This is a genomic window from Catellatospora sichuanensis (genome assembly GCF_007483665.1).
In the GTDB taxonomy this organism is placed as follows: Bacteria; Actinomycetota; Actinomycetes; order Mycobacteriales; family Micromonosporaceae; genus Catellatospora; species Catellatospora sichuanensis.
This window is the reverse complement of sequence record NZ_VIQO01000014.1, coordinates 257,933-273,050: the sequence shown is the minus strand read 5'-3', so window position 1 is coordinate 273,050 and position 15,118 is coordinate 257,933. Positions and strand designations below refer to the sequence as shown.

The 15,118-nt window shown below is 71.9% G+C and carries 17 protein-coding genes; 6 read left to right on the top strand and 11 right to left on the bottom strand.

The genetic code is table 11. The features are described 5' to 3' along the window. The 7 genes from FLL47_RS27880 to FLL47_RS27850 all read right to left on the bottom strand — a co-directional run bounded on the left by FLL47_RS27880 (position 1) and on the right by FLL47_RS27850 (position 4,512). Positions 1-864: a HEAT repeat domain-containing protein gene (locus FLL47_RS27880; RefSeq protein WP_186315944.1), complete on the bottom strand. Its 864-nt coding sequence runs from the start codon at positions 862-864 to the stop codon at positions 1-3. A 42-nt stretch (positions 865-906) separates the two neighbouring features. Further along, on the bottom strand, positions 907-1,479 hold the full coding sequence (locus FLL47_RS27875; protein WP_144123865.1) for a kinase: 573 nt from the start codon (positions 1,477-1,479) through the stop codon (positions 907-909). Then, complete coding sequence (locus tag FLL47_RS27870) at positions 1,476-2,057, bottom strand: dihydrofolate reductase family protein (RefSeq protein ID WP_144123863.1); 582 nt, start codon at positions 2,055-2,057, stop codon at positions 1,476-1,478. The genes FLL47_RS27875 and FLL47_RS27870 overlap by 4 nt, the downstream gene beginning before the upstream one ends. A 72-nt stretch (positions 2,058-2,129) precedes the next feature. After that, a complete protein-coding gene (locus FLL47_RS27865; protein WP_246158719.1) occupies positions 2,130-2,969 on the bottom strand; it encodes a helix-turn-helix domain-containing protein in 840 nt (279 codons plus the stop codon). A 98-nt stretch (positions 2,970-3,067) separates the two neighbouring features. After that, complete coding sequence (locus tag FLL47_RS27860) at positions 3,068-3,361, bottom strand: hypothetical protein (protein ID WP_186315942.1); 294 nt, start codon at positions 3,359-3,361, stop codon at positions 3,068-3,070. Next, the gene (locus tag FLL47_RS43135; protein ID WP_186315941.1) at positions 3,340-3,999 is read right to left on the bottom strand and encodes a hypothetical protein; all 660 of its coding nucleotides are present in this window, start codon (positions 3,997-3,999) and stop codon (positions 3,340-3,342) included. Before FLL47_RS43135 ends, FLL47_RS27860 begins: the two co-directional genes overlap by 22 nt. Before the next feature lie 42 nt (positions 4,000-4,041). After that, a complete protein-coding gene (locus tag FLL47_RS27850) occupies positions 4,042-4,512 on the bottom strand; it encodes a GNAT family N-acetyltransferase (RefSeq protein ID WP_144123857.1) in 471 nt (156 codons plus the stop codon). A 263-nt stretch (positions 4,513-4,775) separates the two neighbouring features. On the opposite strand from FLL47_RS27850, the gene FLL47_RS27845 reads away from it, so the two are divergent. Then, a complete protein-coding gene (locus FLL47_RS27845) occupies positions 4,776-5,642 on the top strand; it encodes a calcium-binding protein (protein ID WP_186315940.1) in 867 nt (288 codons plus the stop codon). A gap of 131 nt (positions 5,643-5,773) precedes the next feature. Here the strand turns inward: FLL47_RS27845 and FLL47_RS27840 are convergent, their stop codons facing one another. Next, positions 5,774-5,971 carry an SRPBCC family protein gene (locus FLL47_RS27840; protein WP_144123853.1) on the bottom strand — a complete coding sequence of 66 codons (198 nt, stop codon included), beginning with the start codon at positions 5,969-5,971 and terminating at the stop codon, positions 5,774-5,776. 74 nt (positions 5,972-6,045) lie between these two features. On the opposite strand from FLL47_RS27840, the gene FLL47_RS27835 reads away from it, so the two are divergent. The 3 genes from FLL47_RS27835 to FLL47_RS27825 all read left to right on the top strand — a co-directional run bounded on the left by FLL47_RS27835 (position 6,046) and on the right by FLL47_RS27825 (position 10,295). Further along, the gene (locus FLL47_RS27835) at positions 6,046-8,430 is read left to right on the top strand and encodes a glycoside hydrolase family 3 C-terminal domain-containing protein (protein ID WP_144123851.1); all 2,385 of its coding nucleotides are present in this window, start codon (positions 6,046-6,048) and stop codon (positions 8,428-8,430) included. Beyond that, on the top strand, positions 8,427-9,416 hold the full coding sequence (locus FLL47_RS27830) for a LacI family DNA-binding transcriptional regulator (protein WP_144123849.1): 990 nt from the start codon (positions 8,427-8,429) through the stop codon (positions 9,414-9,416). The genes FLL47_RS27835 and FLL47_RS27830 overlap by 4 nt, the downstream gene beginning before the upstream one ends. A gap of 246 nt (positions 9,417-9,662) precedes the next feature. Then, positions 9,663-10,295 carry an HNH endonuclease family protein gene (locus tag FLL47_RS27825; protein WP_144123847.1) on the top strand — a complete coding sequence of 211 codons (633 nt, stop codon included), beginning with the start codon at positions 9,663-9,665 and terminating at the stop codon, positions 10,293-10,295. A gap of 144 nt (positions 10,296-10,439) precedes the next feature. On the opposite strand, the gene FLL47_RS27820 is transcribed toward FLL47_RS27825, so the two are convergent. Then, positions 10,440-10,958, bottom strand: a complete 519-nt coding sequence (locus FLL47_RS27820) for an SET domain-containing protein (protein WP_144123845.1) — start codon at positions 10,956-10,958, stop codon at positions 10,440-10,442. Positions 10,959-10,982: 24 nt separating this feature from the next. Then, positions 10,983-11,306, bottom strand: a complete 324-nt coding sequence (locus FLL47_RS27815) for a hypothetical protein (protein ID WP_144123843.1) — start codon at positions 11,304-11,306, stop codon at positions 10,983-10,985. Positions 11,307-11,591: 285 nt separating this feature from the next. Between FLL47_RS27815 and FLL47_RS27810 the strand changes: the two genes are divergently transcribed. Continuing rightward, positions 11,592-12,878: an enolase C-terminal domain-like protein gene (locus tag FLL47_RS27810; protein WP_246158716.1), complete on the top strand. Its 1,287-nt coding sequence runs from the start codon at positions 11,592-11,594 to the stop codon at positions 12,876-12,878. Beyond that, positions 12,875-13,927 carry a Gfo/Idh/MocA family protein gene (locus FLL47_RS27805; protein WP_222106225.1) on the top strand — a complete coding sequence of 351 codons (1,053 nt, stop codon included), beginning with the start codon at positions 12,875-12,877 and terminating at the stop codon, positions 13,925-13,927. Before FLL47_RS27810 ends, FLL47_RS27805 begins: the two co-directional genes overlap by 4 nt. A 111-nt stretch (positions 13,928-14,038) precedes the next feature. Here the strand turns inward: FLL47_RS27805 and FLL47_RS27800 are convergent, their stop codons facing one another. Continuing rightward, entirely contained in the window at positions 14,039-15,106 is a 1,068-nt protein-coding gene (locus FLL47_RS27800) for a glycerophosphodiester phosphodiesterase family protein (RefSeq protein ID WP_144123838.1), read from the bottom strand. Between the last annotated feature and the right edge of the window lie 12 nt (positions 15,107-15,118).

The window sequence follows — 15,118 nt, the reverse complement described above, 5'->3', positions numbered from 1 at the left end:
TCAGCCGGTCTCCCCGGTCGTGGCGTAGCGGGCCAGGGCCGCCAGCAACTCCTCCGGCAGCTCCTCGTCCGGCGCATCCTGCAGCCAGTCGTCCCGTTCGGCGAGCAGGTGCGGGTACAGCCGGGGATCGGCGGTCGTGGCAGCCATCGCGTACAGCGCCTCGGTGGTGAGATCGACGCCGTGGCTCCGCGCCGGGAGCTCCAGCGCGGCCAGCAGCGCCGGCATGGCCCGTTCGTCGCCGCGCAGCGCCAGCCCGTTGACGGCCTCGGCGAGCGTGTCGGGGTCGTCGTCGGCGAGCCGGGCGGCGAGCGCGTCCCGCAACCGGGGGAAGTCCTGTTCGGTCTGTTGGCCCAGCCCGAATGTGGCCCAGTCGCGGACCTCGGGCGCGCTGTCGGAAGACAGCGTGATCAGCAGGTCCAGGGCGGCCGCTTCGGGTCGCCGGAGCAGCCCGAACACGACCCCCTCCCGGACTGTCACGTCAGGATGCGTGTGCAGCCGTGACAGCGGCGCCAGGCATCGCTCGTCCCCCAGGTGCCCGAAGCCGACGGTGATCGAGTTGAGCACCTGTGGATCGTGCTCGCGCTCGACCATGCTCAGCAGCAGATCGAGCGCCTCATCGCGGTACGGGCTGTCGAGCGGTGCCCGGCCCGGTCCGGCGCCCAGTTGGCTGAGGATGTCCGCGGCCGCCTCGCGGTGCGACGGCTCCGGATGCCGGGCCAGCCGCGCCGCGGCGTCCAGCGCATGGCGCCCGCCGTGCAGGTGCAGCCAGACGATGAGATCCCACCGTCGGTCCTCGTCGTCCTCGGCCGTCAACGGCAGCAACTCGTCGACAGCGGACGTCACGGCCAGTTCCAGCATCGGCATGGCGGTCATCCTGCTGACCTGGAGCAGACGGCCGCAACATCATTACCTCCGCTGCGGCGGAGGCGCGGATACGGCGGGCTCGCCGCCCGCGACGGGTGCGGCCGCGGCCAGGCCGGACCGGGCCGCGATCAGCGCGACGCTGTCGTCGAACGACGACTCCGGCCCGATGACGTGTTCGCCGTCGACGCCGAGCACGTCGCGCTCGCGATACCAGCCGCGCATCTGGTCGGTGGTGAAGTCGGCCGACTGGGGCCGGGTGGCGTGGCGGCGTACGGTCTCCTCGAACGGGATGTCGAGGTAGAACGCGCTGCTGGTCCCGCGGTGCGAGGCCAGCAGTGCGCGCACCATGGCTCCGTACTTGTGCTCGGCGAGGATGCCCTCCAGCACCACGTGGTAGCCGTTGTCGAGCAGGTAGCGCACGGTGTGGTCGATGAAGTCCGGGGCCAGGCCGCCGGGGCCGTCCAGCTCGCGCAGGATGATCCGGCGCAGGTGGTCCTGCTCGACGAGGGCGCAGCCCCGGCCGTACGCCAGCCGCACCGCCCGTGCGATCGAGGACTTGCCGGAACCGGAGTTTCCCCTGATCACGACCAGGATGGTGGTTTGGGGATCGGTCAACGGCGCACCCGATAGCGCAGGTGAAGCACGCGGTTGCCCTGAATCACCACGTCAGGATCCTCCAACAGGTGCTGCGCGTGGACCGAACCGAAGAAGCGCTTGCCGGACCCGAACACGACGGGTGCGACGTCCATGCGTACCTCATCGATCAGGCCCGCGGCAAGCACCTGGCCGCCGACGTCGCCGGCGGCGACCTCGACCATGCGGTCACCCGCAAGCTCCTGCGCCTTGGCCACGGCCGCCTCGACGCCGTCGACGAAGTGAAACGGCGCCTCGGGGTCCCAGCCCTCGGGCGCCGGCCGGTGCGTCACGACGACCACGTGGTCGACCCCAGCCGGAGGCTTCCCGTCCCAGCCGTCCGTCATGTCGAAGACGTGGCGGCCGGCGATTGTCACCCCGATCTGGTCCCAGTACGGGCGGGTGTAGTCGTAGGACGTCTGCGACACCTTCAAGACGCCGCTCTCGTCCAGCGGGACGTCACCGCTGGTCAACCAGTCGAACAGCGGTCCGGGCTGGTCGTTGGCGTCCGCGATGAAGCCGTCCACCGACACCGAGCTGTACATGACCACCTTGCCCACGGGGCTCTCCTCTGCTTTGGGGTACCGGGTACCCCAAATTAGCGTGTCGTGAGCTGCCGTTCTTGTAAGAAATCAATCGGCTGGCAGCGGCCAGCCGTCGAACGCGTGGCCGGGATGTTCGCGCAGGAACCGCCGCCGGACTTCGAGGTACCGGGTCGGCGTGAGCCCGGTGAACGCCCGGAAGTCGTGGCCAAAGTGGGCCTGGTCGAAGTAGCCTGCGCCACCGGCGAGGTCGCCCCAGTCGATCGGTCCGGCAGGGTTGATCGAGAACACGGCGGCGGTGAAGCGGTGGGTGCGGGCCAGCCGCTTCGGCGTGACGCCGATGAGCTCCTTGAACCGCTGTGCCAGATGAGTGCTGCTGACACCGGCTGTCACGCTCAGGTCGCCGATCGCCACCGCCCCGCTGCTCGCCGCGATGACACGGCTCGTATGGCGGACCAGCCCCAGGCCGGCGGTCTCGCACAGCCGTCGCATCAGCTCCTCTTCGAGCAGCGTCAGCATCTCGTGCGGTCCGTCCGCCGTGGCCAGCCGGTCTCGAAGCTCAGCAACGGCGGGCCGGCCCCAAACCTGCTCTACGGTCACCGGCCGGTCGCACAGCTCGGCCGCGGGCATCGGCAGGAACGGCGCCAGCCCCCACGGCTTAAGGTGAACGCCGACGGACCGGGTCCGGAGTGGGTAGCCGAACTCCCACGCCCGGGTGGGCATGGTGACCACGCAGCCGTCGGCGTACTCGGCCGTCTCGATGTCGGTGCCGGCGCGGATGCGGAACGGCGCCCCGAGGTTGACAATGAGCAGCGCCGACGGCGCCGGCGGCAGCGTCAGCCGGGCGTACGGCGGCGCACCCTCCAGGTAGTAGAGGTCGTCGATCAGGCCGTCCAGCGGCGGTCGCGGCACTCTGGACACGTACTCCACGCCCACAGCATCGCCGACGCCCCGCCGGCATCGCGCGCCGGGATAGTCCGACCGCGCTGCCGCCGGCGTGCCTCGCCCACCCGCGCGCTTCGCTCGGCTCAGGCGCCCGCGCGGCGCAGTCGCTCCTCGGCGTCGTCGGGCGACAGCCACGGGTTGGCGTCCAGAGCGAGCTTCTTCGCGTCGAAGGCGTCGACCCACAGTCCCGCCGCCCAGCTCCCCTGGACCTGTTCGGCGCTCCACCGCTGACCCGCCGCGTGCTGGTATGCCTCGACGAAGGCCGCGGATTCGGCCACCGTGGCGGCGCGGTGCACCGCGCCCGCGGGCCAGACCGCGGCGGCCAGCCCCACGATCACCGGCTCGGGCGCACTGATCACGCTGTCCCAGTCGTGCACCGCCCACGGTTGCCCGTCGCGCCAGCGCAGGTTCTGCGCACACCAGTCGCCGTGCCCGACGACCGTGGGCCCGGCCGGCAGGTCGCGCAGGCGCTGCTGCACCCGGCGGGCGACGTCGTCCAGCCAAACGGTGCCGGTTGGGCGTTGAGGTCGGCGTCGCGGTCGTCGGGCGGCGGCCAGACGCCGCCGAGCCCGTGGTCCCAGGCCGTCCACGGTGGATGCGGTGCGAGCACGCCCGCGGCCTGCGGCCGGGGCGCCCGCCGGATCAGGTCGGCGAGCAGCGCGGCGTACCGCTCGACCGCGTCGCCGCAGACGGGGAGCACCTCGCCGCCGGGGACGAGGACCTCGGCATGGGCCGCGTACCCGCCGAACGGGACCGGGCCCAGCAGCGGGCGCGGGCAGGGGAATCCCGCATGCCACAGCGCCTGCTGCACGGCGGTGCACACGGCCAGCCGAGCCGCGGCCGGGCGCACCTTCACCACCACCTCGCGGTCGTCCTTGAGCCGGACGCCGACGACGGCGGACAGGTGGGTGGCGGTGAACAGGGTCTCGGAGACGCCGGAGCCGAGCCAGCGCCGGCACCACGCGTCGAGTTCGGCGTCGGCGACGGCGGGCGGAGCGGGCATCGAATGCGCCATGGCCGGGCACGTTAGCACCCTGGCCGCTGGTGCGCGGTCCCCTCAGGCGGTGAGCTGCAGCCGTGCCACGACCTCGGTGTCCTCGGTTTCACCGGTCTCGGCGAAACCGAGGCCCGCGTAGCAGCGCCGGGCGGCGGTGTTGGCCGGTTCGTACGACAGCGCGAAGCTGCTCAGCCCGTGCTCGGCGGACAGCAGCCCGATCGCGGCGCGCACCGCGGCCCGGCCGTACCCGCGGCCCTGCCGCGCCGCGTCGATGATGATCCCGCCCAGCCAGGCCGCGCCGTCGGCGGGGTCGACGGTCCACATGAGGAAGCCGACGACATCACCTTCGGTGTCGAGCACCGCCAGCGGCCGCCAGCCCGACTCGCCGTAGTGGCACAGCGCCAGGTAGTACGCGGGCGCGGCGACCCAGTCCGACTGCGACTCGGCGACGGTGAGCGCGGTGACGGCACGCCAGTTGACGGCGTCGACGGGTGCGAGACGGATGGAATCCGGCGTGACAGGGGCGGTCATGACGGGCATCATGCCAGCTCGGACGGGTGTCGATGCCGGGGGAGCGGAGAGACGGGTAACCGGACACATGGATTTCTGCACGGAGGCCGTCGGGGGGCTGACCGCGGATCAGGAACATGATCGGCGTGGTTGCCGGGTGCCACATTTGTCCGGTCATAGCATTTGATCCCGGATTGCCTCCGGGAGTGTGCGTGCCGCCGTTCAGGGTGTGTCCGAAGTCGCGCCGGGGGGCGTACGTCCGTACACACTTGGAGGCACTGCCCATGCGTATCGCACGCACCGCCCTCGCCGTGGCCGTCGCGGCTCTGAGCCTCGCCGTCGTGCAGGCTCCTGCGCACGCCGTGGCGCTGTGCAACGAGAAGCCGGTGACCCACCTGGGCACCGCCGAGGCCGATGTCCTCGTCGGCACGCCCGGCGACGACGTGATCCTCGCGCTCGCCGGTGACGACACCATCAGCGGCCTGGGTGGCAACGACATCGTCTGCGCCGGTGAGGGCAACGACACCGTCTACGGCGAGTCGGCCGCGCTCGACGTGGCCGCGGCCGGCGGCAACGACACCGTCTTCGCGGGACCGGGCGACGACATCGTCGTCGGCGACTTCGGTGCCGCCGAGTTCCCGACGGTCGTCGGCGGCGTCGGCTGGAACGACTACCTGTACGGCGGCGAAGGCGCCGACACCCTGTACGGCGACGCGATCGACGTGTCGGTCACCGCGCTCGCCATCGGCGCGGCGTTCGCCGCCGACCGCGTCTTCGGCGGTCCCGGCGCCGACACGATCTACGGCGACGCCAGGAACTTCACGATCGACGTGGTGGGCGCGCTCGGTGTGGAGGTCGCGGGCAACAACCTGTCCGGCGGCGACGACAACGACGTCATCTACGGCAACTACGACACCGTCACCACGACCGGAACGGTCGCCGGCACCGGCTGGCGCGACGACATCAACGCCGGTCCGGGCGACGACACCGTCTACGGCGACGCCAAGACCGGCAACGACAAACTGACCGTGACCGGTGACCTCGCCTTCACCGACCTGATCAACGGCGGTGTCGGCACCGACTCCGCCGACGCCGGCCCCGGCATCGACATCTGCGCCAACTCCGAAACCCCCACCAACTGCGAAGCCTGACCCGCCGTCCCCTCCCGCCTCGCTGCGACGATCTTGCGTGAGCGGCCCCTTCGATGCCCGGTTCGGGCGTGTCGTGGGGGACACCCGTGCAAGATCGTCGCTGCGCGGGGAAGCGCGCGGATCGGTGGGTGTCAGGCGGCGAGGGCGGAGTCGATCCGGCGCAGGAGGCCGGGCCAGCCGCGGGACATGTTCTCGTAGGCGTTGCGGCCGAGCGGGGAGTCGAGGTCCAGGCCTGCCTGCTCGAAGAACAGGCGGGTGCCGGTGCCCTCAGGCTCCAGCCGGAAGGTGATGGTGTTGTTGAATCCCGACGTGTCAACTTCTTCCGACACGTTGCAGCCTTGACGGTGGTGGTTACGCGCGTAATCATCACTGCTGCCCGGTGACGACGAGGTGGGGAGCGCTCATGACGGCTACGGCAGGAACCGACCAGCTGGTGGCGTCGATGACGCTCGCGGAGAAGGCGGCGCTGTGCGCCGGCCGCGACTTCTGGTCCTTGCACGGCGTGCCCCGCCTCGGCGTGCCAGGGATCCTCGTCTCCGACGGCCCGTACGGGCTGCGCAAGGAGCACGCCACCGAGCAGGTGCAGCTCGGCGACAGCGTGCCCGCCACCTGCTTCCCGACCTCCGTCGGCATGGCCTCGACCTGGGACCCGGAGCTGATCGAGCAGGTCGGCCGGGCGCTGGGCGCCGAGGCGCGGGCTGAGGGCGTCAGCGTGCTGCTCGGCCCGGGCGTCAACATCAAGCGCACCCCGCTGTGCGGCCGCAACTTCGAGTACTACAGCGAGGACCCGCTGCTGGCCGGGCGGATGGGCGCAGCCTGGATCCGCGGCGTGCAGAGCCAGGGCGTGGGCGCCTCGCTCAAGCACTTCGCGGCCAACAACCAGGAGCAGCGCCGGTTCAGCGTCGATGCGCTGGTCGACGAGCGGGCGCTGCGCGAGGTGTACCTCGCCGCGTTCGAGACCGCGATCGCGGGCGGCGCGCCGTGGACGGTGATGTGCGCCTACAACCGGCTCAACGGCGTCTACGCGAGCGAGCACGAGTGGCTGCTGACCCGGGTGCTGCGCGACGAGTGGGGCTTCGACGGCATCGTGGTCTCCGACTGGGGCGCCGTCAACGAGCGCATCGACGGTCTCACCGCGGGCCTGGACGTGGAGATGCCCGGCTTCGGCGGCCACCATGACCAGCTCATCATCGACGCCGTGAACAACGGGGTGCTGCCCGTCGACGTGCTCGACCGGACCGTCGCGCGTTTCCTGACGCTGATCGGGCGCACTGCCGAAGCCCGTGCGGGCGGCCACGCCTACGACCGCGACGCGCACCACGCGCTGGCCGGGCAGGTCGCCGCCGAGGGCACGGTGCTGCTCAAGAACGACGGCGCCCTGCTGCCGCTGGCTGCGGGCGGGCGGATCGCGGTCGTCGGCGCGTTCGCCAAGCAGCCGCGGTTCCAGGGCGCGGGCAGCGCGCACATCAACCCGCACCGCCTCGACGACGCGTTCACCCGGCTGTCCGAACTGGCCGAGGTGACCTACGCTCCCGGCTACCGGCGCGACTCCGACGAGACCGACGCCGCGCTGCTCGCCGAGGCCGTCGCCGCGGCGCGGGACGCCGACACGGTGCTGCTGTACGTCGGCCTCACCGAGAGCTACGAGACCGAGGGCCTCGACCGCACCCACCTGCGCCTGCCCGCGAGCCACGACACCCTCGTCGCCGCCGTCGCGGCGGCCAACCCGCGGACCGTGGTGGTGCTCCACAACGGCGCGCCCGTCGAGCTGCCCTGGCACGCCGACGTGCCCGCGATCGTCGAGGCCTACCTCGGCGGGCAGGCCGGCGGCAGCGCCGTTGCCGACGTGCTGTTCGGCCTGTCCGAACCGGGCGGGCGGCTGGCCGAGACGTTCCCGCACCGCTGGGCCGACAACCCGGTGCACGCGCTGCCCACCGGCCCGCGGCAGGCCGAATACCGGGAGAGCGTCTTCGTCGGCTACCGCTACTACGACACCGCGGGCGCCGACGTGCGGTTCCCGTTCGGGCACGGGCTGAGCTACACGTCGTTCGCCTATGCGGACGTCACCGTCACCGCCACCGGCACCGGCCCGGTCGAGGTCACCGTCACCGTCACCAACACCGGCGAGCGGCCCGGCAGCGAGGTCGTCCAGGTGTACGTGCACCACCCGGCCGCCGCCGGCGCACGCCCCGAGCAGGAACTCAAGGGCTTCGCCAAGGTGCGCCTGGCGCCGGGCGAGTCGCGCACCGTGACGGTCAGCCTCGACCGGCGTGCCTTCGCCTGGTACGACGTCGCCGGCGCGACCTGGGCCGTCACCGGCGGCCGGTACGAGATCCGGGTCGGCGCGTCCTCGCGCGACATCCGCGCCACCACCATCGTCGACGTGACCGGTGACGGCCCGGCCGCCCCGGCGTACCCGGTGCCCGCCGCCGGGCGGCAGTGGGACCGGGACCGCTTCGCCGTCGTCTTCGGCCGTCCGCTGCCGGACAACACCCCGGACAGGCCCGGCGCGTTCACGCTGAACACCCCGCTCGACGACATGCGCAGCTCCCCGGTGACCCGCCTGCTGCAGGCCTTCGCCCGGCGGCAGGCCCGCGGCTTCGTCAAGGACCCGAAGAGCCCGATGGCGCTGCTCATCGGCGCGATGCTCGAGGAGATGCCGCTGCGGATGCTGTCGATGATGAGCCGCGGCAAGGTCGGCCGCCCGGTCCAGGAAGGGCTGCTCGACCTCGTCAACGGGCGCCGCCTGAGCGGCCTGCGCCGGCTCGTCCGGGCCCGGCGGCGATGACCAGCCGCCGCCCGACCAGCGCCGACGTCGCCCGCGAGGCCGGGGTGTCCCGGGCGACGGTGAGCTACGTGCTCAACGACGCCCCGGGCGAGCGCATCGCCCAGCCGACCCGGGAACGGGTGCTCGCCGCCGCCGCACGCCTGGGCTACGCCCCGTCGCTGGCCGGGCGGGCGCTGGCCAACGGGCAGAGCGACATCGTGCTGCTGGCCATGCCCGATGTGCCGTCCGGTGAGCTGACCTCACGATTCGTCGACGCGGTCACCCGTTCGCTGGCCGCGCAGGGCCTGACCCTCGTCGTGCACTTCGACGTGCCGTCCGCGCCCCGGCTGCCGCGGCTGGCCGCCATGCTGTCGGTGCGCGCCGTGCTCAGCCTGTTCCCGCTGCCCGACGCCGACAACGCCGCCCTGCGGCGGATGGGCATCCGCGTGGTTCCGGCCGGCACCGAGTCCGACGGCCTCGCCACCGCCGCCCTGCTGCGCAGGCAGGGCCGGATGCAGGTCGAGCATCTCGCCGCGGCGGGACACACCTGCCTGGCGTACGCGCTGCCCGCCGACCCGCGCCTGTCCGTCTTCGCCGACCCCCGCCACGACGGCGTACGCCAGGCCTGCGCCGAGCGGGACCTTCCCCCGCCGACGGCCTTCACCGTCCCCGACGACCCGTCCGCCGTCGTCCCCGCGGTACGCGCCCTGCTGGCCGACTTGCCGCAGGCCACCGCGATCTGTGCCTACAACGACGAGGTCGCGCTCGCGATCCTGTACGGCCTGCGCGAACTCGCCGTCGACGTCCCCGCCCGCATCGCGGTCATCGGCGTCGACGGCATCCCCCTGTCCGCCTACAGCGCACCGCCGCTCACCACCGTCGCCGTGGCCCCGGCCGCCGCCGCCCGCCACCTGGCCCGCACCGCCGTCGCCCGCCTCACCGGCGACCGCCCCACCCCCGTCCCCGTCGAAGACGTCCTGCACCTCGTCCCCCGCGCCACCACCTGAAAGGAAGGGCACCTTCTTGCCGCTATCCGTAGAGGAAGGTGCCCTTGTCAACCTCATCCCACTGTGGACCGGGACGTCGGCCGGGCTGTCGATCCCGACAGGAACGGTCTTTCACAAGTTCATGCCGTCGTACGAATCTACTATGGATCCATACATTGACCTTTGAGATGGTCCATCTGTCGTCGTCGTGACCCCAGCCGGCACCCCCCAGCCGGCCGCGGCGGCGGACAGTCGGGAGACCCTCCAATGTCCCGTGTCCTGAAGGCGTTGGCCGCCACCGCGGCCGCCCTGGCCATGTCGCTCACCCTGACCGCGACACCGGCCCACGCCACCCCGCCCAACATCCCCTCCTACAGCACCGCGGTGAGCCGCCTCGCGGCACTGACCGTCACGGCCGAGTCGCACGGCTCCACGTACAACCGTGACCTGTTCCCGCACTGGATCACGATCACCGGCGCCTGCAACACCCGCGAGCAGGTCCTCAAGCGCGACGGCGTAGGCGTCGTGGTCAACAGCAGCTGCGCCGCCACCTCGGGGTCCTGGTACAGCCCGTACGACGGCGCGACCTGGACCGCCGCGTCCGACATCGACATCGACCACATGGTCCCGCTGGCCGAGGCCTGGGCGTCCGGCGCTTGGGCGTGGACCACGGCGAAGCGCCAGACCTACGCCAACGACCTCAGCGGGCCCGAGCTGTGGGCGGTCACCGACAACGTCAACCAGTCCAAGGGCGACAAGGACCCGGCCGAGTGGCAGCCGTCGCTGTCCTCGTTCCGGTGCACGTACGCCCGCGCCTGGATCCAGGTGAAGTGGTACTACAACCTCACCGTCGACAGCGCGGAGAAGTCAGCCCTCAACGGCATGCTCGCCACCTGCTGATAGTCACGCAGCTCGGCAGTCCCCGGTCGCGGGCGGTTTGGCCGGCGGCCGGGGGATTCGTGGTGAGCGGAGTCCACTCACGACCTCGCTTCGTACCCGCCGCGGGCACGGGTGGCAGGACCATCGTGGTGGCAGGACGCGTCGTCAGGTAGCGCGGATGCGGTCGAGCAGCAGTGGAATCCAGTGGTCGCCGTAGCGTTCACGCAGGTCCGGCAGCATCCAGTCGTCGCCGGTGACCACACCGCGGCACAGCGCCGCGCCGCAGGCGCAGTCCATGCGGAAGTCCGCCACCGCGGTGCTCGTGCCGTAGTCGTTGGTGAGTTCCTCACCGGCCGCGATGTCGCGCCGGGCGGCGAGCGTGTACGCGTCGACCCACCACAGGTTCGGGTCGCAGCTGTGGTTGCCGTACCCGTTGGGACGGCGCGGCGGCAGGACCAGGTGCAGGTCGTCGGCGACGCTGATGGTGTCTACGTAGCGCTGCTCCCGGGCCGCCCGCGTGAACAGCTCTTGCAGCTCCGCCCAGTTGACGAGGTGCCCGCCCAGCCGGGACACGACGGTCCCGGCCGGGAGGGCGGCACGCGCGAACAGGCCCTTGCCGGCGATGGGGGAAGTGCCGACCTCGACGTCGGCATGCAGCCAGCAGTCGGCTGCGGGCACGGTCACGCGATTCACCGTGTACGGCGGTGGTCAGCCGGTCGGTGCGCCGACGTGCTGCCGGACCACCTCGGGAGTCGCCGGGGTGACCACGGCCAGGATCTGCCGCAGCAGCCCGTCCATCCCGTCGAGGCGACCGTCGATCCCGTCGAGCCGGGTGTCGACGCCGTCGAAGCGCTGGTTCACGGCGGCAAACTGCTCCTTGGTGTCCTGGCGGTGTTCGCGCAGGTCGGCGGAGAGTTCATCGACTGCTCCGCGGAGCAGGCCCACCTGGCCCCCGAGGTCGGAGAACCGTCCGTTGTTCCGGAACGCCTCGCTTTCGAGCGCGGTCAAACGTTGCTCGTGTGTCTGGCTCACCCTTCATCCTCCCCATGTCAGCTGCCGGGTGGCTGGCCGCCCGGCGCGCCCTTCGCTCGATATTCTCCATCGACTAAGTCGGTTTCGCCACGACGTCGACGTGCCAGGCCGAATCGTGATCTGCCGTTCGACTCGAACGGGTGATTACCTCCAGTGGCGCACTGGGTCGTCCCCACCCGTGGACCCGATCTTGCGGAAAGCCCTGCTGCGGGTAGGGTCGCGATGATCCCTGCCGGACGGCGTCCGCTCACGTCACCCGGCCTCTGACGCACCTGAAGGACAGCCATGTTGCAGGAGCAGACGGCGGACCCGCCGGCCGTGATGGAGGAGACGCAGGCGCCGTGGGCGGCGCGGGACGGTCTGCGGATCACCGGCGTACGCGCGATCGTCACCGCCCCGGAGGGCCTGCCCCTGGTCGTCGTCCGTGTCGACACCAGCGACCCCGGCCTGTACGGCTACGGCTGCGCCACGTTCACGCAGCGCTACCACGCCGTCGTGGCGGCCGTCGACCAGCACGTCGGCCCGATGCTGATCGGGCGGCACCCGGCCGACATCGAGGACATCACCCGGATGGTGCACCTGTCGTCGTACTGGCGGGGCGGACCGGTGCTCAACAGCGCGCTGTCGGGAGTGGACCAGGCGCTGTGGGACATCGCCGGCAAGCGCGCCGGGATGCCGGTGTACGAGCTGCTCGGCGGCCGGGTGCGCGCCGCCGCCGACACCTACCTGCACGCCGCGGGCGCGACCATCGAGCAGACCCTGGAGCACGCGCAGGCGATCCTCGACTCCGGCTACCGGCACGTACGCCTGCAGGCCGGCGGCCCGGGCCTGGGCACCTACGGCGCTCCCGGCACCGCGGGCGGTTACCCCGACGCGCCCTATCCGGACGGCTGGGACGTGCAGCAGTATCTGCGCGACACCCCGAAGCTGTTCGCCGCGGCCCGCGAGGTGCTCGGCGAGACCCCGAACCTGATGCACGACGTACACCACCGGCTCACCGTGAAGCAGGCCGTGGCCCTGGCCCGCGCGCTGGAGCCGTACCGGCTGTTCTTCCTGGAGGACCCGATCCCGCTGGAGCTGTACGACCGCCTGCCGGAGCTGCGAGCAGCGGCGCCGATGCCGATCGCGGTCGGCGAGCAGGTCGCCTCGGTCGCCGACGCGGCCCGGCTGGTCACCGGCGGCGGGGTGGACCTGCTGCGGCTGCACATCTCCGCGATCGGCGGCCTCACCCCGGCCCGCAAGCTGGTCGCCCTGTGCGAGCTGACCGGCGTCGGCACGGCCTGGCACGCGCCCGCGGACGTGTCGCCGATCGGCGCGGCCTGCAACGTCGCCCTCGACGTGAGCAGCCCCGCGTTCTCCATCCAGGAGGGCCACCTCTGGCCCGACCCGGTGCGCGAGGTGTTCCCGGGCACGCTCGACCCGCGCGGCGGCTACCTCTACCCGAACGACGCCCCCGGCTGGGGCATCGAGGTCGACGAGAAGGCGGCGGCCGACTACCCGGCCGTCACCCACCTGCACGAACGATGGTCGGCACGGGTACGCCGACCCGATGGGGGGATCGAGGCGCCGTGACCAGACTCGCGATCGTCGGCACCGGCAACATCGCCGCCGGCTACCTCACCGACCTGCGTACCTATCCCGGCATCGAGGTCGCCGGCGGCTACGACAGCGATCCGGCGCGGTCCGCGGCGTTCGGGGCCGCGCACGACCTGCGCAGCTACGGCAGCCTCGACGAGCTGCTCGCCGACGACAAGGTCGACGTGGTGGTCAATCTGACACCCCTGTCGGCGCACGTGCCGGTCACGAGGGCGGCCCTGCGGGCGGGCAAGCACGTGTTCAGCGAGAAACCGCTCGCGCCGACGGCGCACGAGGCGCGGGCGCTGATCGCCGAGGCGGCGGCGTGTGGGCGGCGGCTGGGCTGCGCGCCGTTCACGTATCTCGGCGAAGCGATCCAGACCGCGTGGAAGCTGGTCCGCGACGACGCCGTCGGGCCGATCAAACTGGTGTACGCCGAGGTCAACCACGACCGGATCGAGTCCTGGCATCCGGCGCCGCAGGGGCCGTACCGGGCCGGGCCGCTGTTCGACGTGGGTGTCTACTCGCTGACGGCGCTGACCGCGATGCTCGGGCCGGCGCGGCGCGTGTGGGCGTACGGGACGGTCCTCAAACCTGACCGGATCACCCTGTCCGGCGAGATGTTCTCCCCGCAGGCCCCCGACTTCTCCGTCGTCGTCCTGGAGCTGGCCGGCGGCGCGACGGTGCGGCTGACCGCCAACTTCTACGTCGGCGCGGGCACCCGCCAGTCCGGCATCGAGCTGCACGGCGAGCGCGGCTCCATCCACATCGCCGACTGGACGAACTTCGACTCCGAGATCCGCGCGGGTCTGCCCCCGGAACCGGTCGCGCTGCTCGGCGATCCCTACCCGGGCATCCCGTGGGGCCGCGGCATCGCCGAGTTCGTCGCGGCGATCAACGAGGGCCGCCCGCACCGCTGCTCGGCCGAGCACGCCGCGCACATCGTCGACATCCTCACCGCCGCCGCCCACTCCCAGCAGGCCGGCACGCCTGTTGACGTGACCTCCTCCTTCCCGGCTCCGCTGCCCATGCCCTGGGCCGCCTGAAGGAAGGGCGCCGTCCCACCGCCGCCCGGATTGACGACGTGTCGCGGTGAAGCTCAGGTCTGGTGCCCGGCAGGCGGGGAGGACGCCTGCCGGGCACCGGTGCGGACTGCCTCAGCGCGCCTTGTACGCCTTGGGCAGCCGCATGCCTCGCTCGGCCATGAGCTCGCGGACCAGGTTCGGATAGTCGGTGATGATGCCGTCGACGCCCATGTCCATCAGGGCCGCCACGGTCGGCATGTCGTCACACGTCCACGGGATCACCTTGAGGCCCAGGGCGTGCGCCCGCTCCACCATCGCCCGGTCGGGGTAGAACCGGAAGCCCGGGTCACCGATCTTGCCGTTCTGCGGGAACCCGTAGTTGGGCGACAGCGCGGTCACCCCCGGCACGGCTGCGGCCGCGAGCACGAAGTCGCCGCCGAAGTCGTCGGCGTCGACACCGCCCAGCCACGGTGACGCGCCCGGCTGGCCGACCTGCAGGAAGTCGTAGTTGGTCAGCGCGACCAGCGGCCACCGCGGCGCGAGGCGGTGCATTGCCATGAGCGCACCCCAGTCGAAGGACTGGATGCTGATCTGCTTCTCGATCCCCGACCGGCGGATCTCCTCGAACACCCGGCGGACGAACAGTTCCCGGGGCGCGGTCTGCTCCGGCGCGCCCGCCTCGACCTTGGTCTCGACGTTCAGCGTGACCTGGTGCGCGCGGTACCGCTTGACCAGGTTCAGCACGTCACGCAGCTCGGCCATGCGCTGGCCCTTGATCTGCTCCTGCTGCGGGAAGCCCGGCAGCTGCTGGAAGCCGCAGTCCATCGTCTTGACCTGAGCCAGTGTGAGGTCCTTGATGTACTTGCCGACGTACGGGTACATCGGGTCGCCGGGCGTCACGGGCGCGGTGTCGGCGCACTTCTGCGCGCTGACCTTGCGGTCGTGCGTGACGACGACCTTCTCGTCCTTGGTGATCTGGGTGTCCAGCTCAAGCGTGCTGACCCCGAGGCGCAGCGCCTTGGCGAAGCCCTCCAGGGACTCCTCGGTGGTCATGCCGATGCCGCCGCGGTGGGCCTGCAGGTCGAAGTGTGTCTTCTGGGGGCGCGCCCCGGGGCCGCCGTCCGCCGACGCATGGGCGACCGCCGGAACGGCGAGCACCGGCACCAGGGCCAGGCCGGCCAGGACATGACGTAAGGACATGGGGGCACCTCG